General features: G+C 67.1%; 17 protein-coding genes. 7 read left to right on the top strand and 10 right to left on the bottom strand.

Annotated elements, in window-relative coordinates:
• Nucleotides 1–87: 87 nt before the first annotated feature.
• The 8 genes from kduD to N7590_RS00970 all read right to left on the bottom strand — a co-directional run bounded on the left by kduD (nt 88) and on the right by N7590_RS00970 (nt 8,375).
• On the bottom strand, nt 88–843 hold the full coding sequence (gene kduD, locus N7590_RS00935; RefSeq protein WP_049456664.1) for a 2-dehydro-3-deoxy-D-gluconate 5-dehydrogenase KduD: 756 nt from the start codon (nt 841–843) through the stop codon (nt 88–90).
• Nucleotides 844–924: 81 nt separating this feature from the next.
• The gene (kduI, locus tag N7590_RS00940; protein ID WP_049456665.1) at nt 925–1,773 is read right to left on the bottom strand and encodes a 5-dehydro-4-deoxy-D-glucuronate isomerase; all 849 of its coding nucleotides are present in this window, start codon (nt 1,771–1,773) and stop codon (nt 925–927) included.
• Between the two features lie 195 nt (nt 1,774–1,968).
• Nucleotides 1,969–3,027: a LacI family DNA-binding transcriptional regulator gene (locus tag N7590_RS00945; RefSeq protein ID WP_004153364.1), complete on the bottom strand. Its 1,059-nt coding sequence runs from the start codon at nt 3,025–3,027 to the stop codon at nt 1,969–1,971.
• Between the two features lie 39 nt (nt 3,028–3,066).
• On the bottom strand, nt 3,067–4,611 hold the full coding sequence (locus N7590_RS00950) for a family 43 glycosylhydrolase (protein WP_195842630.1): 1,545 nt from the start codon (nt 4,609–4,611) through the stop codon (nt 3,067–3,069).
• Between the two features lie 65 nt (nt 4,612–4,676).
• On the bottom strand, nt 4,677–5,960 hold the full coding sequence (locus tag N7590_RS00955; RefSeq protein WP_053508035.1) for a TRAP transporter large permease: 1,284 nt from the start codon (nt 5,958–5,960) through the stop codon (nt 4,677–4,679).
• 3 nt (nt 5,961–5,963) lie between these two features.
• Nucleotides 5,964–6,494 carry a TRAP transporter small permease gene (locus tag N7590_RS00960; RefSeq protein WP_053508038.1) on the bottom strand — a complete coding sequence of 177 codons (531 nt, stop codon included), beginning with the start codon at nt 6,492–6,494 and terminating at the stop codon, nt 5,964–5,966.
• An 11-nt stretch (nt 6,495–6,505) separates the two neighbouring features.
• Nucleotides 6,506–7,507 (bottom strand): TRAP transporter substrate-binding protein, encoded by a 1,002-nt coding sequence (locus tag N7590_RS00965; RefSeq protein WP_164240926.1) that lies wholly within the window; start codon nt 7,505–7,507, stop codon nt 6,506–6,508.
• Nucleotides 7,508–7,547: 40 nt separating this feature from the next.
• Nucleotides 7,548–8,375 carry a hypothetical protein gene (locus N7590_RS00970; protein WP_004153358.1) on the bottom strand — a complete coding sequence of 276 codons (828 nt, stop codon included), beginning with the start codon at nt 8,373–8,375 and terminating at the stop codon, nt 7,548–7,550.
• A 155-nt stretch (nt 8,376–8,530) separates the two neighbouring features.
• On the opposite strand from N7590_RS00970, the gene N7590_RS00975 reads away from it, so the two are divergent.
• The 3 genes from N7590_RS00975 to N7590_RS00985 are packed head-to-tail and all read left to right on the top strand — an operon-like array spanning nt 8,531 to nt 11,781.
• Nucleotides 8,531–9,523: an alpha/beta hydrolase gene (locus N7590_RS00975; RefSeq protein ID WP_164240925.1), complete on the top strand. Its 993-nt coding sequence runs from the start codon at nt 8,531–8,533 to the stop codon at nt 9,521–9,523.
• Entirely contained in the window at nt 9,520–11,142 is a 1,623-nt protein-coding gene (locus N7590_RS00980; protein WP_006479419.1) for a carboxylesterase family protein, read from the top strand. The genes N7590_RS00975 and N7590_RS00980 overlap by 4 nt, the downstream gene beginning before the upstream one ends.
• Nucleotides 11,143–11,193: 51 nt before the next feature.
• Nucleotides 11,194–11,781, top strand: a complete 588-nt coding sequence (locus N7590_RS00985; protein ID WP_053508051.1) for a cysteine dioxygenase family protein — start codon at nt 11,194–11,196, stop codon at nt 11,779–11,781.
• Between the two features lie 37 nt (nt 11,782–11,818).
• Here the strand turns inward: N7590_RS00985 and N7590_RS00990 are convergent, their stop codons facing one another.
• Nucleotides 11,819–15,637 (bottom strand): LamG-like jellyroll fold domain-containing protein, encoded by a 3,819-nt coding sequence (locus tag N7590_RS00990; protein ID WP_164240924.1) that lies wholly within the window; start codon nt 15,635–15,637, stop codon nt 11,819–11,821.
• Nucleotides 15,638–15,775: 138 nt separating this feature from the next.
• On the bottom strand, nt 15,776–18,526 hold the full coding sequence (locus tag N7590_RS00995; protein ID WP_053508063.1) for a TonB-dependent receptor: 2,751 nt from the start codon (nt 18,524–18,526) through the stop codon (nt 15,776–15,778).
• Between the two features lie 286 nt (nt 18,527–18,812).
• Between N7590_RS00995 and N7590_RS01000 the strand changes: the two genes are divergently transcribed.
• The 4 genes from N7590_RS01000 (at nt 18,813) to N7590_RS01015 (ending at nt 22,102) form a co-directional block, all read left to right on the top strand.
• A complete protein-coding gene (locus tag N7590_RS01000; RefSeq protein WP_053508071.1) occupies nt 18,813–19,832 on the top strand; it encodes a sugar kinase in 1,020 nt (339 codons plus the stop codon).
• Entirely contained in the window at nt 19,819–20,457 is a 639-nt protein-coding gene (eda, locus tag N7590_RS01005; protein WP_053508077.1) for a bifunctional 4-hydroxy-2-oxoglutarate aldolase/2-dehydro-3-deoxy-phosphogluconate aldolase, read from the top strand. The genes N7590_RS01000 and eda overlap by 14 nt, the downstream gene beginning before the upstream one ends.
• Before the next feature lie 96 nt (nt 20,458–20,553).
• On the top strand, nt 20,554–21,582 hold the full coding sequence (gene adhP, locus N7590_RS01010; protein WP_053508081.1) for an alcohol dehydrogenase AdhP: 1,029 nt from the start codon (nt 20,554–20,556) through the stop codon (nt 21,580–21,582).
• Nucleotides 21,583–21,709: 127 nt separating this feature from the next.
• Complete coding sequence (locus tag N7590_RS01015) at nt 21,710–22,102, top strand: hypothetical protein (protein ID WP_053508198.1); 393 nt, start codon at nt 21,710–21,712, stop codon at nt 22,100–22,102.
• The last annotated feature ends 11 nt before the right edge of the window (nt 22,103–22,113 follow it).

Raw genomic sequence — 22,113 nt, forward strand, 5'->3', positions numbered from 1 at the left:
AGTGCCGGCCGCTGGCCGGCAACCTCATTAACGATGAAAGCACCGCCTCGATGCCGGCCAGCGGCCGGCACTACCCAAGACCGCGCGTCAGCGCGCCAGCCAACCACCATCCACCGGCAGCACCGCACCGTTGATGTAATCCGACGCCGACGAAGCCAGGAACACGGCCGCACCGGCCAGGTCGTCCGGGGTACCCCAGCGGCCGGCCGGGATGCGGTCGAGGATGGCCTTGTTGCGGTCCTGGTCGGCGCGCAGCTGGGCGGTGTTGTCCGTTGCCATGTAGCCCGGCGCGATGGCGTTGATGTTCACGCCCTTGCCTGCCCACTCGTTGGCCAGCAGGCGGGTGATGCCGGCGATACCGCTCTTGCTGGCGGTGTACGACGGCACGCGGATACCGCCCTGGAACGACAGCATCGAAGCAATGTTGATGATCTTGCCGTGGCCCTGTTCGATGAAATGGCGGCCGGCAGCCTGCGAGATGAAGAACGCAGACTTGATGTTGACGTTCATCACGTCATCCCAGTCCTGCTCGCTGAAGTCCACCGCATCGGCACGGCGAATCAGGCCGGCGTTGTTGACCAGGATGTCCAGCCCGCCCAGGCCCTCGATGGTTTCGCGCACCACGCGCGCCACCGGCTCGATGCTGATCAGGTTGGCCTCGATGGCCAGGCAGCGGCGTCCCAGCGCGGTGATCTTTTCGATGGTTTCGGTGGGCGGGGCGATGCCGGCCACGGCGACGTCGGCGCCAGCGGCGGCCAATGCCACGGCGATGCCCTGGCCCAGGCCGGTATTACCACCGGTTACCAGAGCGACCTTGCCTTCCAGGCTGAAGGGATTAGCCATTGCGTATGCATTCCTTGATAGAGGCGAGCGGGATCAGCGGCAACGGCCGCCGGCACGCGGTGCGTGGCGGCCGGGCAGGGCTTACTTGAGCTGGCAGATGTCCAGCACGTGCATGTCGGTGTAATCGAGGTTCTCGCCACCCATCGCCCAGATGAAGGCGTAGTTGCTGGTGCCGGCGCCCATGTGGATCGACCACGGCGGTGACACCACCGCTTCGTTGTTCTGGATCACGATGTGGCGCTGCGCGGCCGGCTCACCCATGAAGTGGTAGACGCGGTCGCTGTCACCGAGGTCGAAGTAGAAGTAGACCTCGCTGCGGCGGTCGTGCAGGTGCGGCGGCATGGTGTTCCAGACGCTGCCCGGCTTGAGCACGGTCAGGCCCAGCAGCAGCTGCGAGGACTGGCAGGTGGCCGGCACGATGTACTGGTAGATGGTGCGCTCGTTGCTGGTTTCCAGCGCGCCGCGATCCAGCGCCACCGCATCCTTGATCGACAGCTGCCTGGTTTCGAAGCGAGCGTGGGCGGGGGTCGAAGCCAGGTAGAACTGCGCCGGGTTGGCGGCGTCCTGCGAGGCGAACACGACATCCTTGCTGCCCATGGCCACGTACAGGCCGTCCTTCGGGCCCAGCGTGTAGACCGTGCCGTCGACGGTGATGGTACCGGTGCCACTGCCGACGTTGATCACGCCCAGTTCCCGGCGTTCCAGGAACGGATGGCCCGCCGCCGACGCCGGTTCGGTCTGGGTCGGCAGGGCCAGCGGTGCGTCCACCGGTGCGGCACCACCGATCACGAAGCGCTCGTAGTGGGTGTACTTGAGGGTCACCGCACCGGCATTGAACAGGCCATCGAGCAGGTACAGGTCGCGCAGCTGGTCGTTGCTGGCACCGTTGATGGCATCGGGATGGGTGGCGTAGTGGGTCTTGCAGTACATGGCATCTCCAGAGCGGGGGGCGGGCCGACGGGTCGGCCCCGGCACGGTTCACGGTCGATTCTAGCCAGACAGGAAACCGGTGTCATTTTGCGTCGCACGATAGCGGGGGCTGGCCGGGCGGGGCGAGGTAGAGGGGGTGGGAAGGTGAAGTGTCACCACCAACGGTGGTGACCTTCCGGATTGAGGCCTTCGGCCTCAGTCCTCTGGCGGCTGGCAGGAATCGCGCACGATCAGGTGCGGCCGCACGCTGGCAATGGGCAACGATGCCTGGCCTTCGGGCTGGATCAGCATCGCCGCAGCGGTACGCCCGGTGTCGCGGGTATGCCTGCGTACCGAGGTCAGCGAAGGCCACAGGCGGGAGGCCAGCGGGCTGTCGTCATAGCCGACGATGGACAGCTGACGCGGAATGTTGATGCCGGCGCGCAGCGCCACCTTGTAGATGCCGGCGGCCATTTCGTCGTTGCCGGTGAAGATGGCGGTCGGGCGGCGCTTGCCCAGCAGCAGTTTCTCGGCAGCGGCCACGCCGGATTCGAAGGTGTAGCCCGCCTCGATGATGCGGTCCTTCGGCAGCTCGATACCGCGCTGTGACAACGCGTCGATGAAGCCGGCGGTACGTTCATGGGCGGAACGGTAGGCGCTGGGACCGGTCACCAGGGCAATGTCACGGTGGCCGAGCGAAAGCAGATAGTCGGCGGCTTCGGCTGCACCGTCACGGTCATGGGTGACCACCATCTGTGAGCTTTCATCCAGCGGCAGTGCAGCGACGCGGGTGAAGCGGCAGCCGATCTCATCGAGCATGTCCGCCAGCGCCTGGTCTTCCGAGGCGCGCGGCACCAGGATCACGCCGTGTAGCTTCTGCTGCTGCACGAAGCGGCGCACGCCCTCGATGTAACCTGGGCTTCGGCTGTCACAGGGGTGCACCACCAGCTCGAAGCTGGATCCGCGCAGTGCGTCCAGCGCACCGTACTGCATGTCCACGATGTACTGTGCGGTGGGGTTGTCGTAGACCATGCCGATCAGGAAGGAGCGGCGGAAGGCCAGTCCACGGGCCAGCGGATCGGGCATGTAGCCCACTTCACGCATCAACGCTTCCACCTTGTCGCGCGTGTCCTTGCGCACCAGCGGTGAGTTGTTGATGATTCTTGAAACCGTTTTCTTGGATACACCCGACAGTCGCGCGATGTCGTTGATGGTGGCTGCCTTGCCCTTCGCCAATGCCGGCGTAGCGGCATCGTTCTTGTTGCGCACTGACATGTTTTGAACCCGATAAGTCTGGGGATTCCGGCTCCGCGCTCAATCCAGCGCGCGGTAGCGGAAGTTGCGGAAGGTTACCGTACCGTCGCCGGCCGCATACAGCGCCGGCTTCAGCGCCAGGAACCTGCCCGCTACATTGTGATGGTAACCGGACACTTCCATCTGAACCGGATACTTCTGCCAAGTGTGCCCGTCGGTACTGGAGTGGAAGGTGACGATGTGGCGGTTGTTGGTGACCCGCAGCCACAGCCGGCCGCCACGCGCACCGGCCGCCAGTCGGGCAGGGCGCTCCTCGCCGTAGCGATGCATGATGAACGACTCGCCATTGCTGCCCACTCCCGCATACAGGCGGTCGCTGTAGAACAGCAGCGCGCCGCCCACGGCGCCGGGGGCGATCTCCATCTCCACGTCGAACTGGTAGGCCGGGTCGCCGGCGATGGTGGTCAGTGGGGAGGCGTCGCGCGGGCTGTTGCCCTTGCCCTCCAGGACCAGACCGTTGCCGCTGAAACCCAACCGCCGGTACTCATCCGGTGCCGGGTTGAAGAACGCCCACTGCGGGCCGAGCGTGCTGCCTCGGAAATCGTCCGACAGCGCCATGCCATGCGGGGCCAGTGCCTGTCCGGCCGGCTTGCGCAGCGGCTGGCCGAGATCGCCGCCGGTGGCCCGGAACCAGCCATCGCCGGTCCACTCGATCGGCTCCAGCAGGGCCTGCCGCCCCAGCGTCCAGAAGCCGTTCTCGTAACCGTGGTACATCATCCACCAGCGTCCATCGGTGCCTTCGATCACCGTCGCGTGGCCCCGAGACCACCAGGGTTCGGCCGCCGACCGCGTGCGCGTGATCGGATTGTTGGGGGCATTCACCCAGGGACCGTGGATCGAACGCGAGCGCGCGGTGATCACCATGTGCCCGGTCGGTGGGCCGGCAGTACCGCCCACCGCGGTGGTCATGTAGTACCAGCCATCGCGGAAGTGGATCTTCGGGCCCTCCTGCGCGTAGGCCTCCACGTCCCAGCTTTCCGGGTAGCGCCAGCCGTCATAGACATGCGTCGGCGTGCCGACCACGCTCAGACCATCGTCGGCCAGCTGCACATAGTCGCCGCCGCTCAGGAACAGATAGCGCTTGCCGTCCTCGCCCACCGCATGACCGGGATCGATGTAGCCCCCCAGGCCGATATCGATCGGCGCGCTCCACGGGCCCTTGATGTCATCGGCCCAGACCACGAAGTTGCTGCGCCGGCCAGCGGTACGGGCCGGGAAGTAGATGAAGTAGCGCCCCTTGTGCTTGACGATGTCCGGCGCCCAGATCGCGCCGACGTTGCGGGTGATGGCATGGCCGAGCGGCTGCCAGTTCACCAGGTCGCGCGAATGCCAGATCGGCAGGCCGGGATAGGCATCGAACGAAGACAGCGTGAGGTAGTAGTCGTCGCCGTCCTTGAGCACCGACGGATCAGGGCGGTCACCGGCCAGTACCGGGTTCAGGAAAGTGCCATCGCCCCGGTCGGCCTGGCGCTGGTGTTCCAGCCCCCGCGCCCACGGCGTCGGTACCGGCGCGGCATCGGTGGCCGCCACCGGCAACGCCGGCATCAGCAGAGCGAGCAGGGTGGCGGCGGTGACGATACGCAGCGCGTGCATGGCGGCCTCCTCCGGTCTCAGCCGCGCAGCGCGGCTGGCAACCACAGTGACAGGGCGGGGAAGAAGGTGACCACCAGCAGCACGCCCAGCGCGGCGAACCAGAACGGCCAGATGGTGCGCATGCTCTGGCCCACGCTGATCTTGCCGATGGAGGTCCCGATGAACAGCACCGATCCCACCGGCGGTGTCACCAGGCCCAGACCGCCCGTCAGCACCAGCACCAGGCCGAAGTGGATCGGATCGATGCCGTAGGCCCTGGCCACCGGCAGGAAGATCGGCGTGCAGATCAGGATCATCGGCGCCAGGTCCATGAAGGTGCCCAGCAACAGCAGCATCACCACGATCATCAGCAGCACCATGAACTGGCTGTGCGCGAACGACTGCAGGAAATCCACGGCCGCAGCCGGTACCTGCAGGTAGGCCAGCAGCCAGCCGAAAACGGCGGCGGTGGCGATCACGAACAGGATCACGCCGGTACTGCGCGCGGCATGGATGACGGTGTCGAAGAACTCGCGCCAGCGCAGCTGCCGGTACAGCACGGTGGTGACCAGCAAGGCATAGACCACGGCGATGGCCGCGCTCTCCACGGCGGTGAAGATGCCGGCACGGATGCCGACGAAGATCAGCGCGACCAGGCCCAGGCCGGGCAGGGCGGAGACAATGCGCAGCGCCACGGCGCGCCAGCCGGGGAACACTTCCACGCCGTAGCCGCGACGTCGTGCCACCACATAGCCGGTGATCATCAATGCCAGCGTCATCAGCAGCGCCGGTACGATGCCCGCAGCGAACAGATCGGCGATGGACAGGCCCCCTCCCGCCGCCGCCGAGAACAGGATCAGGTTGTGCGATGGCGGTACCAGCAACGCCACCAGCGCAGCGGTGATGCTGACATTGACGGCGAAATCGCGGTCATAGCCGCGCTTGACCATCTGCGGAATCATCGTGCCACCGACCGCCGACACATCGGCGATGGCTGAGCCGGACACGCCACCGAAGAACAGCGAGGACAGGATCGAGACCTGGCCCAGGCCACCGCGCAGGCGTCCGACCAGTGACGAGGCCAGCGCGATCAGCCGCTCGGAGATGCCGCCGCGCATCATGATCTCGCCTGCAAAGATGAACAGTGGAATGGCGATGAGCGAGGCGGAGCCGGTGCCGGCCGAGATCTGTTGCACCAGCACGATGCTGGGAATGTCCAGGTAGAGCAGGGTGGCCAGCGCCGCGGCGGCCAGCGCGTAGGCCACCGGCACGCCCAGCAGAAGCAGCACGGCGAATACGGAGAACAGGATGGTGATGCCCATGGATCAACGATCTCCTTCAGCGTCGTCGCTGCCGGCGTCGCGGGCCTGCAGCGCTTTCCACGCACGGTTCAGCGCGAACAGCACCATCAGCGCACCACCCACGGCCAGCGGCAGGTAGTTGATGCTCTGCGGCAAGTTGGCGCCGGCGGTCTTGATGTCCAGCCCGTCCAGCAGCAGGTCGGCCGACCAGAAGGCGATGAACCCACCCAGCACGGCCACCACCACCTGCACCAGCACATCCACCGCGCGGCGCACGCCAGGGCCCATGTGAGCGTGCAGCAGGAAGAAGCCGAAGTGGCGGTTGGTATGCACGCCGCAGGCGGCGCCCAGGCTCATCGCCGTGGCCAGCAGCAGCAGGGTGACCGGCTCGGTCCAGCTGGGCGAATCGTTGATGACGTAGCGCGCGAACACCTGCCAGCCCTGTACCACCACCAGCCCCAGAAGGGCAGCGACGGCACAGTAGATGGCGATGTCGGCGATGCGGTCCAGCAGTCGCTGTGCGGGCCCGGCGGTGGCCGGCAGGGTCTTGGTCATGGCAGATGTCCTCAGGCAGCGCGGATGCGGTCAACCAGCGCGGCGATGTCCGGGTGTTGCAGGTACTGCTTGAGCAGCGGCTGGGCGGCGGCCCGGAAGGCGGGCATGTCGACCTCATTGGCTTTCACGCCATAGGCCAGCACGGCGCGGCGTGCAGCGTCCTCCGACGCGTCCCAGTGCTCGCGCATCACCGTCACCGATGCGCGTGCGGTGTGCAGCAACAGCTGGCGATCATCCGCGCCCAATCGTTCGAAGCGGGCGCGCGACATCAGCAGCACGTCCGGTGCGTACGAATGGTCGCTCTGCGACCAGTAGTGCGCCGCCTCGAAGTGGCGGCTGGAGTGGAAGCTGCGCATGTTGTTCTCGGCACCATCGATCATGTGCGTTTCCATGCCCGAGAACGTGTCGCCCAGCGACATCGGCGTCGGATTGGCACCGAGCAGGCGCATCAACTGGATGAAGATGTCCGAGGAGGCCACGCGCAGCTTCAGGCCATGCAGATCCTTCGGCGAAATGATCGGATGCTTGGTGTTGTAGAAGCAGCGTGCGCCGGAATCGTAGATCGCCAGTCCGACCAGGTCGCGGCTTTCAAAGCCGCGCAGCACCGTGTCTGCCACGCCGCTATCGAGCGCGGCGCGCTGGTGCGCGACCGACCTGAAGACATAGGGCAGGCAAAGCGCCTGGGTCAGGGGAAATGCATTGTTCAGTGCACCGGCATACACGCGGGTGATGTCGATGGCACCGAAGCGTGCCATGTCGATCGCTTCCGACTCGCGGCCCAGCTGCCCTGAATGATACTGGCGCAGGTGCAGCCGGCCGTTGGTCTCACGCTCCAGCGTTTCGCCGATCCACTTCACCGCAGTGACGGTCGGGTAGTCGGCCACGTGCACGTCGGTGGCGGTCAGCAGGGTGCTGCCGTCCACGCTGCCGTCCGGCCCGCGGCCGCAGGCGGCGAGCATCGGCGTAGCCAGTGCGGCAGCGCCACCGGCCAGGAAGTTACGTCGTGTGATCATCTGCGCCCTCCCGCGCGTGTTCACCAGGGCAGGCCAGCGGTCAACCCGCTGGCACGGCCCGGCAGGCAATGTCACCGAAGCCGGCAAAGCGCACCAGCGCCGTTTGTCCTGCCTCGATGTCGTGGATGCCGGTGGCATTGCCGGTTGCGATCAGATCGCCCTTGCGTAGCGGCCGGCCGCGCAGCGCCGAACGGGACAGTGCGAAGGCGTAGGCCGCACGCAGGCCACCGGGCAGGCGGGGCGCACCACCGGAACCGACCACCTCGCCGTCGATGAGGGTTTCCGCGCGCAGGTCGATCTCATCGCGGGCCGTCCAGCCGGCAATCTCCTGCCCCAGCACCAGCCCGTTGTTGTTGCCGAAGTCGGATACCACGACGCGCGGGCCCAGTTCGTTGATGGTGGCCAGCGGGCTGCTGGCCACTTCCACGCCGATGTAGAGGCGCGCGGGCAGGGCCTCAGCCTGCTCCGGAGACCAGTGCAGCTGACCGGCCGGCGCGTCTTCCAGCAGCTCCAGCACATACTCTGCCTCCACTGCACCGAAACCGCCGACGAACACCGGGATGTCCGTTGTTCCACCGGTATCATTCCAGAGCTGACGTTTGAAGATCGGCCCCAGCAGGCGCTCATCCCCGGAACCATCGCGACGCTCGGCGGCGATGTATCCCACCTTCCAGCCGATCACCTGGTCGTCCCAGAGATCAATCGCCTGGTCCTGGACCAGGTAGGCATTCACCAGATCTGCCGGGATAGCGCCTGGAAACGCAGGCAGGGTGTTGCCTGCGCGGCGTGCGGCGGTGAAGGCGCGGGCGATCGCGGCTGCATCGTCCGGCGTCGGCGTCTGCCCCTGTGTGCCGTGTTCGTTGCTCAAGAACGGTCTCCCTCTGCGTTGTTGCACTGCCCATCGACAGCGTCTGCAGGAGGTGTATATGGTAAACCGGTGTCATCACGCAAGCCGCAGCGCACCACGCCCTCTTTCCCGGCGCGTGCGGCACGCTGCCCACCCCCGCTGGAGCCCGGTCCGACATGCGTTTGCCCCCCCTTGTACTGTGCCTGTCCGTTCTGCTGGCCGCTGCGCCCGCACCTGCCGCCGAGGTCCCACTGCGCGACGGGCAGCGGCTGGGCAGGGAGGTCGCGGGCGAACGCCTGCCCCTATGGCCAGACGGCCGGGTGCCCGGCGAAAGCAGCCCGGCACGGCCGGCGCGCGTGGTTGAACGCAGCCCCGACCCGGCCCATCCGGACCGGTTCGTGGATGGCATCGATGCGCCCTACCTGATGGTGCACACCCCTGTACATCCGAACGGCCATGCCGTGCTGGTCATTCCAGGCGGTGGTTACCAGCGGGTGGTGATCGACAAGGAAGGCAGTGCGCTGGTACCCGACTGGGTGCAGCGCGCCGGGTTTACCCTGTTCGTCCTTCGCTACCGTCTGCCGCAGCCGGGCAGGGACCGCCAGGCCGCGCTGGCCGATGCCCAGCGCGCGCTGCGGGTGGTGCGCGACCAGGCCGCGCGGCGCGGCCTGCGCACCGACGACGTAGCGGTCGTTGGCTTCTCCGCCGGCGGCCACGTGGCTGCGCGGCTGGCCACCGGTTTCGATGCTCCGGTCTATCCCGCAGGTGATGCGATCGATCAGTTGAGCGCGCGGCCGGCGCGGGCGGTGCTGGTCTATCCGGTCATCGACATGGGCGCGCATGCACACAGCGGTTCGCGCGGGCGCCTGCTGGGCGAGCATCCTGATGCCGCCCTGGCTGCGCAGTATTCCCTGCAGCAGCATGTCCGCCCGGACATGCCACCGACGATGCTGATACATGCCAATGACGATCGGGTGGTCAGCGTGCACAACAGCCAGGTGATGGCGCAGGCCCTGGCCGCCGCGGGTGTCGAGCACGAGCTGCATGTGTTCGCCCATGGTGGACATGGCTTCGGCATGCACCTGCAGCGCGGTTCGACGCTGGCGCTGTGGCCGGCCCTGGCACAGGCCTGGCTGGTGGCAGGGGCCGGTGCGGAGGACGGCCGGTGACGGGAGCGCCAAGCGATCTGCAGCGCCGCCGCTTTCTGCGCGACAGTGCGCGCTGGGCGTTGGCCACGGCCACTCTGGCAGCCCTGCCGGCAACGGCGGTGCCGGGCGCACGCGACGACCGCCTGCCGATCGTCCGGCTGCGCGGAGGGCGTGTGCGTGGCCAGCGTCAACAGGGCGTGCTGGTGTTCCGTGGCCTGCGCTACGGCGCCGATACGGGCGCCTATCGCTTCCAGCCACCACGCCGGGAAGCGGCCTGGAACGGGATCGCCGATGCGCTGGACTATGGCGCGGCCGCACCACAGGGCGGCACCGAAGGTCCGGGGAGCGAGGACTGCCTGTACCTCAACGTCTGGACGCCCGCGCTGGGCGATGGCGCCCGTCGCCCCGTGCTGGTCTACATCCACGGCGGTGGTTTCAACAATGGCGCCGGCAGCGACCCCCTCTACGACGGCAGCGCGCTCTGCCGTCGCGGCGACGTGGTGGTGGTCACCCTCAACCATCGCCTGAACGCCTTCGGCTATCTGTATCTGGGTGCGCTGGGTGATGCACGCTACGCCGCGTCGGGCAATGCCGGCCAGCTCGACCTGGTGCAGGCGCTGCAGTGGGTGCGCGAGCATGCGGCCACCTTCGGCGGTGATGCCGGCAACATCACCGTGTTCGGCCAGTCCGGCGGAGGGGCCAAGATCGCCACGCTGATGGCGATGCCGGCCGCGCGCGGCCTGTTCCAGCGCGCCTGGACGATGAGCGGACAGCAGGTCACTGCAGCCGGCCCGCGTGCAGCGGCACAGCGCGCGGCGATCGCCATGCAGGCCGTGGGCGCGAAGGACCTGGCGGCATTGCTGCGGTTGCCCGCCGCCGATCTGCTGGCGGCCACCCGTGCACGCGATCCCTCACGGGTGGAAAGCTCGTCGCTGTACTTCGGGCCGGTACTGGACGAGGTCTGCCTGCCGGTCCATCCGTTCTGGCCGCAGGCACCGCGGCAATCGGCCGGCATTCCGATGGTGATCGGCAATACCCGCGACGAGACCCGTGCGTTTCTCGGCAATGATCCGGCCAACTTCGCCTTGACGTGGGACACCTTGCCGGCGCAGCTGGAACGCCAGCAGTTCGTCGATCTGCTGCCGCAGACGGTGATCGCCGAGTACCGGCGCCTGTACCCGCACTACACGCCGTCGGAAGTGTTTTTCGCCGCCACCACCGCCGGGCGGTCCTGGCGCGGTGCGCTGGAGGAACTGGAGGCGCGTGCGCGCCAGCCCAGCGGCGCGGCGCCCACCTGGGCGTATCAGCTGGAGTGGGGATCGCCGGTGGAAGAAGGCCGGCTGCGCGCCTTTCATACCCTGGACATTCCGCTGGTGTTCGACAACGCCGGCCTGCCGGGGGCCCGCACCGGAGGCGGTGCAGATGCGCAAGCGCTGGCCGCGACGATGAGCGATGCGCTGATCGCGTTCGCGCGCACCGGCGACCCCAATCATCATGGAATGTCGCAATGGGCCCCTTACGGCCTGCCGCAGCGGCAAACCATGCTGTTCGACCGCCACAGCCGCGTGGTCGATGATCCACGTGCGGGCGAACGGGCGCTGTATGGAAAAGTACCGTTCGTGCAGCGCGGCACGCAGTGATGACACCGCAGTGCAAACATTCCGTTAACTCTTCTCGGCTAGAGTCGGGTCATGGGAGAGATGTCCTCGCCACTGTCGTTCACCGGACGGGAGCGCCTGCTCGCCGCGATCGATACCGCGGTGATGCTGCGCAGGCCCGAGGCGATCACCGGGGCGCTGCAGCAGGTCCTGCGTGAGGCCATCGTCGATCCTTCGATCCAGCTGCCACCCAGCGTGCGGCGCCCGGTCGAAGGACACTATGCCCGCCGCGAACTGCACCGCAGCCCGACCCTGGGCTACAGCGTCATCGCGATGTGCTGGGGCCCGGGCCAGGGCACGCCACTGCACGACCACGATGCGATGTGGTGTGTGGAGGGCGTCTGGCAGGGTGAACTGGTCGTCACCCCGTACGCACTGCTGGAGCAGGATGGCGAACGCCATCGCTTCGCCGCCCAGCCGACGCTGTACGGCCATCGCGGCAGCGCGGGCAGCCTGATCCCACCGCACGAGTACCACACGCTGTGCAACGCCAGCGATGCGGATGTGGCGGTATCGCTGCACGTGTACGAGGGCGTGATGGAACGCAGCGCCGTGTTCGAGCCGCTGGGTGAAGACTGGTACCAGCGGCGGGTGAAGCGCCTGGAAACCGAGGCGTCCTGACGGTACCCGCCGGGACACGCCCTGCGAAGCGATGGAATCACTGCGGCACGGCTGCCACGTTGTTCAACCGTGTCACTTCCTCGCCGCCGTCGGCCAGCGCCACGCGCACGCGCAGCCCACTGCGGACACCGGCCGGCAACGGCAGCAGGACCCGCACGGTCTTCGGCTGCAGGTCGGTCGGTGCCGCCATCGCGGGCACCTCGGTGCGTGCGATCTCGCGGCCACGCGCATCTTCCAGCACGGCCACGCCCACGCCACTGCCAACGTGGCCCAGGCTGTGCACGGTCACCTGCAACTGGCGGCCGTCCACATGCAGATCGCCACGGCCCACGCCCAGGTCCGCGCGTGTCTCCACCGCCGTGCCCGCAGACACACGCTCGAACTCGAACACCTCGGTGCGGCCCGGGCGGAACTGCATCGGCACCGAGGCACTGGTCTCCAGCTTCACGCTGCGTTCGACCGGCGTGCCGTCGATGCGGCCATCGCCGTTGGTATCCACGCCACTGCGGATGCGCCAGGTACCGCTGGCCACGTTCCAGCCGGTCATGTCAGCGGCAATGGTGCGCGCCCCCAGGTTGTAGCTGGTCACGGTGAAGCGCTCGCGCGAGGGCGCATGCACCAGCAGGGCGACCTGCTCGGCGGCACCATCGCGGTCGAAGCGCCAGCTGACGGTGTGGCCGGGCCAACTCTGGTTGCGCTTCAGCGCGATGCCGCCCAGGCGTGCGCGCTGCAGGAATTCGCTCGGTGCTTCCACCCGATCGGACCACCAGTGTCCATCGGTGTTCATGTAGGCGCGTTGCACCTTGGACTGGAGACCCTCGGCATGCAGCGCATCGATGTACTTCATGTCACCACTGGCCTGCCACGCCATCAGGCTGGCGAAGCCGGTCCTGCCGGCATCGGCCTCGGCGGTCAGCTTCGGGTACCAGTCCTGCTGCCGGGCGAGCACGTCGACGTAGTTCTCGCCGAGGTTGGCCAGCGCACCCGGGCCACCGCGCGCTACCCGGTAATCCAGCGCCTGCAGGTACTTCGCATCGCCGGTCCAGCGCCACGCCGCCCAGAAGGTGTGCATCGTGTCGCCGCCGCCGGAGCCGTTGTTCAACTCGCCGCCGCGGGTGGCACCGGTGGCCCAGTTGATCTCGTTGGGCAGGGTGAAGCGCCCCTGGTCGTCCTTGCCTGCATGGGCCAGGTAGCCATCGGCCAGGCCGATCACCAGCCTGCGGCCAGTCGGGTCGGCGTTGTACTGGCCCAGCAGGAAGGCTGGGTGCAGCACCGGGAACGAGTACGGCTTCTGCCACTGCCAGTTGGGTTCGCGGTAGATCTTGTTGCCACCGAACCAGTTGCTGGAGAACAGCAGGTGGCCCTGCGGATTGCGCAGGATGATGCGCTCGTCGAAAGCCTTCACCGTTTCCATCAGCCGCTCCAGCGTCAACGGGTCGCCCCAGTTGAGGTAGAGCATGGCGCTGTTGGTGTTGATGCCTTCCTCATAGGAATGCAGTTCGTCGGTTTCGATGGTGCTCAGGCCATTGCTGAACATGCCATTGCGGTACACCGCATCGGATAGCGCGGTCAGCGAAGCATTCAGCCGCTCCGGCTGCACGCCCATCAGCGCCAGCCCCGGCCACTGCTGGGTCAGGTCGGAATCATCGGAAATGCCGCCGCCGAAATCACCGTAGGCCACCTGCCGCTCATCGATCCACCAGTCAACGAACCGGCGCACCTGGGCCAGATCCTGCACCTGGTTGAACGCCCACGCCGGCACGCCCCTGGGTACCTCCGGCGCGGTGTAGGGCGGTCGACCCTGGCTGTTGTAGCTGATGTAGTTCCAGTACAGGCGACCGAGTTCGTGGTCCGGGTCCACGCGCAGCAGATCGCTCAGATCGGCGTACACGCGTGCATAGAGGCGCTGCCGCTTGGAGGTGGTGTGTTCCTCCACCAGGAAGCCCCAGTTGTCGCGCACCTGGTTGAAGCGGTCGGCCACGTGTTCCTTCAAGGCTTCGGCACGTGGCTTGAACACCAGGCGGATCTGCGCGCCGTCCAGCGCGCCGGCATCGAAGCCCGGTGCGGCCGAGGCGATGCTCAACCACAGGCTGTCCGGGGTAAGGATGCGATCGCGCAGGTCCAGCCACAGCGTGCGCTGCTGCCCCGGCGGCACCGACACCGAGACGTCGATCATGTCGCGTGCCGGCCAGATCGGATCCTTGATGCGGATGTTGAGCGGGATCAGCCCATCGTGGGTGGCCGGCAGGTCCAATGCAGGAAGGTCGATGGCCACGCCATCCAGGCCGTCATGCATGTTTTCCCAGCTGTAGGCCCAGCTGCGGATCAGCGGCTGGTTGGCCGGGGCGTCGCCCACGCCGGAAGGAATCAGTACATGCACGATCGGGCGAGGTTGCGCCGGCAGGCTGTCGGCGCTGCGCCGGCGCGAACCGGCGCCCTTGGGCAGGGCCATCACCGTGCTGCGCTCGGACACCGGGAAGCGGCCATCGATGTAGCGCCGAAGCACTTCCAGGTTGGTGTAGTCGGGCAGCGCCTGGCTGTCAATCACGTAGGCCTGTGTCACCGTGCCTTCCGGTTCGGCGCCTTCGCTCACGTTGTAGGCCCAGACTTCCTGGATCGGCGTTTCCTGTTCCACGTTGCTGAAACGCAGCACGCCTCCCTGCTGCGCGGGGATGTCCTGCACGCTGCGCACCACGCCGCGCGGGCGCGTGGCCAGCACGTCGGTGGCATGTTCTGCGTCGGGCCCGTGGCCCAGCGTGCCGAAGGCCGCACCGCGGATCTCCACGCGGTTCACGGTCTCGCCCACCGGCAGGGTCAGGTCCAGGTACTGCCCGCTTTCCACGTAGGTGTTCCAGTCCGGCAGCTGGAAATAGTCGTTGCGGCCGGGCAGGCGCGAGCGGTTGTAGACGCCCGGCCAGGTGGTTTCGGCGATGCCATCGGTGGCCTTCCACATCCATGCCTTCATGTCGCGGGTGTCGGCGAATTCGATCTTGCGGATGCGCGTTCCGCCCGCCGCCAGCGCAGGCGGTGCCGCGCCGTCCCAGCCGAAGCGGTGGCGCCATGCGCGCTGGTCGGAGGCCGGCGCCACCGCGCTGGCCGCGACCTTGCCGGCGGCCAGCGCCTGCACCGCCGCCGCGTCCAGCATGCGGTCATACACGCGGATGTGCTGGAAATCACTGCCGCGCAGGAAGTTGTAGCGGCTCTGCACCTGGTACGGAGCCATCACCCGGCCCGCCAGGCCAAGCTGATCCAGCGCGGCATCGTAATCGCCGGTTGCCTGCGCGCGCGCCACTTCACGACCATCGACGAACAGGCGCACGCCCTGGTCTTCGTCCCAGGCGAAGGCCAGGTGCAGCCACTGGTCCGGCCCCGGCGGCGTGTCCATGCGGAAGGACACGCGGGTGCGTGCGAGGTTGGCATCGGTGACGAAAGCATCGAAACCGCGTCCGTTCCAGTCGATGCGCAGCCAGGCCATGTCCCAGCTGCTGTGGTCGGCGTAACCGACGCGGAAGATCACGAACGGAGCCTCGCCCACCGCATAGCGCGAGCGCCAGTCGAAGGCGAGAGTGCCGCGCTGGGCGAGGATGTTGCCCGGCGCGTCCCAGGCCAGCACGCCATCGTCTTCCCACTGGATCGCCTTGCCACGTACACCGTCGTCGACCACCGCCACCTTGTCGCGGAAGTTCGGTACGGCCTCGCCCTGTGCTGTCGCAGCCTGCAGGCCGTGGTTGGCATCGACGTGGAAGAGCAGGGTGGGAGCAAGCAGGTTGGCGGCATCGGCGGCGGCCGTCGCGGGGCCAGCAGCCAGCGCCACTGCCAACAGCAGGCAGCGAAACACAGTCGTGCGGTGCGGCATGGAGATGTTTCCTTTCAACGGGCCACGGCCGGCGGTGGGCCGCCGGACCGTAGCAAGGCCACGCCGCGACGGCACCTTGCGGCGCAGCAGTGGTCACGGCAAACGGCGGCGCGCATCGATGCGCGCCGCCGGCGTTGCTCAGAACTTGTAGCGCACGCCGAGCAGGAACTGGCGGCCGGTTTCGGTGTACTGCAGCGGCAGGCGGCCGGTCGCCGGCGAGTACACCCACTCGTCCGACGCTTCGTTGGTCAGGTTGATGCCTTCCAGGCTCAGTTCCAGCTGATCGCTGATCTTGTAGCGGATCGAGGCATCAATGACTGTGGTACCGGTCATGCCGTGGTAGCCGTCCAAGTTGAAGCCGGTTTCCTGGCCGGGTACCTGGGTGAGGTAGTCGTCGCGGTTGGTGGCCGAGACGCGACCGGCAAAGGTTTCGCCTTCGTAGAACAACGTCGCGTTCCAGGACGACTTGGACAGCCCCAGCAGATCGTTCTTCATCACCGGCTGGCCGGCCGAGTTGATGTACTGGATCTTCGATTCCACCCAGGTGTAGTTCAACTGCACACCGAGGTTGGACCACTTGCCCGGCAGGAAAGTGAAGGGCTGCGTGTAGTTGGCTTCTGCACCGTACAGTTCACCACCGGGGGTGTTGACCGGGCGGGTGAAGGTGAAATCGTCGGTGGGCGAGGCGCCGGTACCGATCAGCAGTTCGGCGGGCAGGCCGCTGTCGGTGTACGGGCGGTTCTCGCGCAGGGTCTGCACGGAGGTCTCGATGTCCTTGTAGAACAGGCCCAGGCCGGCCATCGCACCTTCAGCGAAGTACCACTCGAAGCCCAGGTCGACGTTGGTGGCGCGCGTCGGGTCCAGGTTGGGATTGCCGCTGGAGATGGTACGTGCACCGCCGGCCACGGCCACTGTTGCACCGGGCGTCAGGCTACCCAGGCCCGGACGGGTCATCACCTTGGCCGCGCCCAGGCGGATCAGGAAATCAGGCGTGACCTCGGCCACCAGGTTGAACGAAGGCAGGGTGTCGTCGTAGGTGCGGGTGGCGGTGGTCGAGGTGGTGCCACTGGCCAGCGTGGAAAGCCCGGTGGACGACTGCTTGGTGCGCACGTAACGCACGCCGACGTTGCCCGACAGCGGCAGCGAGCCGATCTCGGTGCTGAACTCGCCCATCAGGTACACACCGCGATCCTTCTCTTCCACGCTGCGCACGTTGTTGGCGCGCGGTGCGACGGCGTAGATGCCGCTGTTGCTGTAGATGTCGAACTGGTCGGCGATCGCGTCCAGGTTCGGCACCACCCAGTTGGACGGGTTGCCGTTGATGCCCTTCAGGCCGGCGGGGCTGGTCATGTCCACCGGCACGATGCGGCTGCCGTTGGCGAAGGTGGGCACGGCCAGTTCGCTGGCACGGCGCAGCTCGGTGGTCTTGAACGTGTAGTCCTTGGCCAGCACGCCGCCCTTCAGTCGGAAGCCGGGGCTGATGTTCCAGTTGAAGTCGATCTGGCCGGTGTCGAAATCATTGTCCACGTACTGCGGGCGCAAACGGATTTCGGCCAGCTCCCAACCATTGGGATCGGTCGGGTCGATGCCGTAGTTGAGGATGGGGAAACGGCTGTTGCCACGGTAGTCGTAGCTGTAACCCTTGACGTCGTACTTGTCCATGATGACCGTGGTCTGCACCGGGTTCTCGTGCCTGGAGCGCGAGATGCCCAGCTTGCCGGACACGGTGAAATCATCACCGAAACGGTGCTGGCCGTTCAGGCTGATCTGCTTGAACTCGGTACTCCACTCGTCGTGGCGGTTCTCGGTGCGGATGTCGACGTTGTCGAATTCGCCGTACAGCAGCGCACCGTTGCGGATCTCGCCGTTCTTGACGATGGTGCTCGGCTTGCCGACCAGGCGCGGCGTGCTGCTGCTGCCACGGCTGAAGGAGATCGCTTCGATGTACTGCTCATCGCGGGTGGCATCGATCTTCGAGTACAGCACGTCCAGCGAGACTTCTGTGGCGGTGCTGGGCTTCCACTGCAGCGAGCCGGTCACGCCCAGGCGCTTCTGCTCGTGCTCCATCTGTACATAGCGCGGGAAGCGCGGGTGGAAGACATCGGCCGCACGCGCTGCGGCAAACGGTGAGGACGCGGCGAAGTTGCCGTTGCTGGGGCCATTGGCCCAGCGTCCGGTGTTGGAGCCCTCCTCCAGCACCTGGCGCTCGGAGTAGGCCAGCGACAGCAGCGCGCCGAAGGTGCCATCGGCGAAGGTGTTGGAGATCAGCGCGGCCAATCGCGGGTCGGCTTTTTCAGCCATCTGGTTGTAGCCGGCCTGGCCACTGGCGGCGAAGGTGAAGCCGTCATAGTCGAACGGGCGCGCGGTGCGCAGGTCGACCGTGGCGCCCAGCGATCCTTCTTCCACGTCGGCCGAGGCCGTCTTGCGAACCAGCAGCTGCGAGAACAGGTCCGAAGCGAACACATTGAAGTCGAAGCCACGGCCACGGTTGGTACCGCCGCTCTGGTCACCGGCACCCACGGTGGTGAGCGCCTCCATGCCGTTGATGCGCACGCGGGTGAAATCCGGGCCTAGCCCGCGCACCGAAATGTTGCGACCCTCACCGGCCTCGCGGGTGATCACCACGCCCGGGATGCGCTGCAGCGATTCGGCCAGATTGAGGTCGGGGAACTTGCCGATGTCCTCGGCGACGATGGCATCGACCACGCCGGCCTCGCCACGCTTGATGTCCAGGGCTTTCTCGACGCTGGCGCGGTAGCCGGTGACATTCACCGTGTCCAGGTCGGTAGCGGTCTGCTGCTGGGCGGTCGCGTTTGCCGACAGGGCCAGTGCAACGCCCATCGCCAGCAAGGTAACCGGTGTCTTTTTTCCATGGATCCGAGATTGCATGCCTTTCCCCTCTCCCAAAGGTCTGGTATCGCGGCTGTATAGCGGAATGACACCGCTGGTCAAAGTCGACGTTAGCAGCACGATTGGGATCGGGCATCTTGCACCGCAACAGATCTGTAATGTCTCCAAGATGCTTGCGGGACAATGCTTTCGACATCATGACCAAGCACGTTCAAGGCAAACTCGGTCTAGAATGACACCGATAGTCAATTGCCACGCCCCCTCGCGTGGTCCACTTACATGCCATGCAGTGTCCCATGCTGGTGGCGCGCGTGAAGGAGCTGATATGGGTCGTATCGTCTGTTTCGGTGAGCTGTTGCTGCGCTTGGGCGCGCCCGGCCACGAGCTGCTGCTGCAATCGCCCCAGCTGCAGGTTCATGTGGGTGGCGCCGAGGCAAACGTAGGTGTCTCGCTGTCCCGGCTGGGACATCACGTGGCGATGGTGGGCGCGGTGGCGGGCAATCCGCTGGGTGCCCATGCGCTGGGCGAACTGCGCCGGCACGGCGTGGATACCCGTCATGTGCGCGAAGTACCGGACGCACGCATGGGGCTGTACTTCCTCACCACCGGCGCGGTCCAGCGTGCCAGCGAAGTGGTCTATGACCGCGCCGATTCGGCGTTCGCGCGCAGCACCGCGGCTGACTATGACTGGCCCGCGCTGCTGCAGGGCGCACAGTGGCTGCATGTATCCGGTGTCAGCCCGGCACTGGGACCGGAGGTGGCGGCCGCCACGCTGGCGGCGGCATGCGCGGCTCGACAGGCCGGTGTCCGGGTCTCCTTCGACGGCAATTTCCGGCCCCGGCTCTGGCAGCGCTGGGGCGGAGATGCCCAAGCGGTGTTGCGCGAGCTGTTCGCGCAGGCTGACATCGTGTTCGCCGACTATCGCGACATGGAAGTCGTATTGGGCACGCGCTTCAGTCAGCCCGAGGTGATGGAGCGGATCGACGCGGCTGCAACCGCCGCGTTCAGTGCATTTCCGCAACTGCAGTGGATGGCATGCACACAGCGGCAGGTGCTGAGCGTGGACCATCATGCGATGGGCGCGTTGCTGCTGGGTCGTGACGGGACGCGCGCGCACGCCCCGCCGCGCCATCTGCAGGGCATTGTCGACCGCATCGGCGGCGGTGATGCCTTCGCGGCCGGCATCCTGCATGGCATCCTGTGCGGCCTTGATGCCGACGCCACCGTACGTTTCGGCCTGGCCGCCGGGACGTTGAAGCACTCCATTCCCGGCGATTTCAATCCTGTCAGCGAAGCTGACGTGCTGGCCCTGTTGGGCGAGGAGCGATTCGATGTCCGCCGCTGATCCGCGCCTGCGCGCACTGTTGAAACTGGCACCGGTGATTCCGGTGTACACCCCCGAAGATGTGAACGAAGCGGTCAACGTGGCCCAGGCGCTGTTCCGCGGCGGCCTGCCGGTGATCGAAGTGACCCTGCGCACGCCGCAGGCGCTGGATGCGATCAAGGCCATGGTCGAGGCGGTGCCCGACGCGGTGATCGGTGCCGGCACCGTGCTCAACGCCGCGCAGATGCAGGCGGCCAGGCAGGCCGGCGCGCGTTTCGCGGTATCGCCGGGTGCCACGCCGGCGCTGTATGCCGCGGCGCGTGATGCCGACCTGCCGTACCTGCCTGGCGCTGCCACGGCCTCGGACCTGATCCTCGGCCTGGAGCACGGCCACGACACCTTCAAGTTCTTCCCGGCGGTGCAGGCCGGTGGTGCCGCGCTGCTGGCGGCCTGGCACGGCCCGTTCGCCGACGTGCGCTTCTGCCCGACCGGCGGCATCAGCGCGCAGACCGCGCCGCAGTTCCTGCACCTGCCCAACGTGCTGTGCGTGGGCGGTTCGTGGCTGACCACGCCGGCGCTGCTGCAGACCCGTGACTGGGACGCCATCGAGCGCCTGGCCCGCGAGGCCTCGGTGCTGGCCAGCTGAACCAGCGGCACGAATCTTCAAAGGTTTGATCGTGATCAAAGCGCCGGCCCCGGGCCGGCGTCATTCTGTGGGCAAGCGCACTACGGAGATCCGGACATGAATCCAACCATGAAGGCCGCTGTCGTGCGTGAGTTCGGCAAACCACTGGTGATCGAGGAAGTCTCGGTACCGCGCCCGGGGGCGGGCGAGGTACTGGTCAGGATCGAGGCCTGTGGCGTATGCCACACCGACCTGCACGCCGCCGAGGGCGACTGGCCGGTGAAACCGAACCCGCCATTCATCCCCGGCCACGAGGGCGTGGGGCACGTCGTGGCCGTGGGAGGCGGGGTAGGGCACGTCAGGGAAGGCGACAGGGTCGGCATCCCCTGGTTGTACTCGGCGTGTGGCCATTGCGAACACTGCCTGGGTGGCTGGGAGACGCTGTGCGAGACGCAGCGCAACACCGGTTACTCGGTCAACGGCGGCTTCGCCGAGTACGCACTGGCCGATGCCAACTATGTCGGCCTGCTTCCGAAGGAAGTGGGCTTCGTCGAGATCGCGCCGGTACTGTGCGCCGGCGTGACCGTCTACAAGGGGCTGAAGGTCACCGACACCAGGCCCGGTGACTGGGTGGTGATCTCCGGCATCGGCGGCCTCGGCCACATGGCCGTGCAGTACGCCCGTGCGATGGGCCTGAACGTGGCCGCGGTGGACGTGGACGACAACAAGCTGGCGCTGGCGCGGCAGCTGGGTGCCCAGGTCACCGTCAACGCGCGCACCACCGATCCGGCCGCCTACCTGAAGAAGGAGATCGGCGGCGCACACGGTGCGCTGGTCACGGCGGTATCGCCGAAGGCATTCGAGCAGGCACTGGGCATGGTCCGCCGTGGCGGTACCGTCTCGCTCAATGGTTTGCCGCCGGGCAACTTCCCGCTGGACATCTTCGGCATGGTGCTCAACGGCATCACCGTGCGTGGCTCGATCGTCGGCACCCGGCTGGACCTGCAGGAGTCGCTGCAGTTTGCCGCCGAGGGCAAGGTCGCCGCCACGGTCAGCACCGATCGCCTGGAAAACATCAACGACGTGTTCGCGCGCATGCACGCGGGCACCATCGAAGGCCGCGTGGTGCTCGACTTCGCCGCCTGACCGCCTGTGCATGGCCGCCGTTGCACCGTACCCCTCTCCCACGGGCACGGCGGCCATGCCGATCCACCGGTAGCGCCGGCTGCTGGCCGGCAAGCGCAGGCGCTTCGTGCAGCCGTACAATGCGCGCATGCCCGGCCTGCTCAAGACCCTGTTCCTGTCCATCGTTGCCCTGATCGGCGGCGTGCTGTCGCTCGCGCTGGTCAGCAGCGTCGCCAGCTGGCTGCCGCCGCTGCTGGGCCTGTCGCCGGACAGCAACAGCGTGCAGCTGGGCTGGGACCTGGCGTTCAGCGTGCTCGGTGGCGTCGCCGGCATTTCCTTCGCCACCTATTACGCGCCCTGCTGGCCGCGCTCGCATGGCTTCTCGATCTGGTCGCTGATCGCGCTGGGCTGCGGCTACGCGGTGTGGAGCGTGGGCGCGGATTTCCCGATGTGGTTCGTCGTTTCCCTGCTGGTCTCGCTGCCGCTGCAGCTGCTGGTTGGCTGGTGGTTCGGTCGCCGCGCGTCGCGCGATCCGGGCTGAGCGCATACAGG

This window comes from Stenotrophomonas sp. GD04024 (genome assembly GCF_029837545.1).
GTDB lineage: Bacteria > Pseudomonadota > Gammaproteobacteria > Xanthomonadales > Xanthomonadaceae > Stenotrophomonas > Stenotrophomonas forensis.